1 protein-coding gene is annotated in these 1,377 nt (G+C 46.2%); it reads left to right on the forward strand.

Annotation, left to right across the window (positions count from 1 at the left end; translation table 11 throughout):
• Positions 1-1,111: ATP-grasp domain-containing protein (locus YA0848_RS35770; RefSeq protein WP_198731597.1), on the forward strand; the 1,111-nt coding region annotated here is incomplete at its 5' end.
• Positions 1,112-1,377 lie beyond the last annotated feature (266 nt).

The following is a 1,377-nucleotide window of genomic DNA, read 5'->3' on the forward strand; positions in this document are numbered from 1 at the left end:
CGATAGTGGTTTGTTTGATGCTGTTTTACCAGGAAGTGAGAATGGTGTGTTTTTAGCCGAAAAGCTAGCTGCAAGATACTCGTTCGTTGGCAATAATCCGGAAACTTCATTGCTGCGTCGACATAAAGATGAGATGCAGCATTCTCTGGCCAATTCAGGCCTGGCGTTTATACCTACCACCGTAGTGAAAAGCAAAATAGATGCGATTTCGGCCCTTGAGCAGTGGCACCACTATCCCTGTATTTTTAAGCCGCAATCTTCCGCCGGAGGCGAAGGCGTGCAGCGTTGCAATAATTTTAATGAGCTAAAATACGCAATAGATAATGCTTCTTGGGGTAAATTTTCCGCAACTTGGACGACTAATGATAATTTTCTGATACAGCCTATGATCCCTGGAAGCGAATACGTTGTGGATTTGGTAGCTTATGCTGGAGCTTACTTCATATCGGCTGTTTGTCGGTATGTTCGAGGTGATGAGTTGAATATCGAACATTGCGATTTCGTTAAGAAGTTCACTTTTATGCTGCCTCTTGACTCTCCAGTCAGTGTCGTACTAGCTAATTATGCAAAGCGTGCCGCAGAAGCATTAGATATTACCTATGGCGCTGTGCACATGGAGTTAGTGATGGGGGAAGACGGGCCAGTGATGATTGAGGCTGGCGCCCGAATCCATGGAACAATTACACCAAAATTATTCATGGATAGCTATACGCCATCGCTGTTGGATCAATTATATGATGTGTATTTCGGTGATCCGAGAGAATTAAAGGATTCGGTGCTTGTTGCTCCAGCGGTTGTTTCTGATGTTATATGTATAAGTGGTGGTGTTTGTTCAAGTAGTGAGGCTCAGATTAGCGAAGAATTGAGCGGTTTAAAGTCATTCAAAGGATACTCATGCTTGATTGATCTAGGTGACGAGTATGTTGTTACGCACGATCTCTTTACGTCTCCAATGAATGCGTGTTTCTGTGACGTGGATACTAATCAGTTGTGGGCTGATGTATGTGCTTTCGATAGGGTGGCTGAGCGATTATTGGATGGAGTGGCATTCAGCGCTGAAAACTGGCTTTCCATTCGTAGCATTTATGAAGCGTACCTGAAGCCTACCTGACGAATCTGGCGCGAATTTCCCCGCGGTCGCTAGGTCAGACCAAGGTTCAAAATTTACCCAGAGCGTGTCAAGAGGACACTCTCGAGAAGATTAATCTTTCTGGCTCCATGCGAGAAACGCCGTCGTCGTGCGTGCGACTCTCGTGTTACCGCTGGTTGCCACCACACTTCACCCTCGTCGACCATTTCACCAGTTCGATGTCGCGCGCGTCTCTTGGGAAATTGCGTTCTTTAGCCTAGGGCATCACATGTATAATGCCGCCCGTC

This window comes from Pseudomonas sp. S4_EA_1b, from assembly GCF_016307435.1.
In the GTDB taxonomy this organism is placed as follows: Bacteria; Pseudomonadota; Gammaproteobacteria; order Pseudomonadales; family Pseudomonadaceae; genus Aquipseudomonas; species Aquipseudomonas rhodesiae.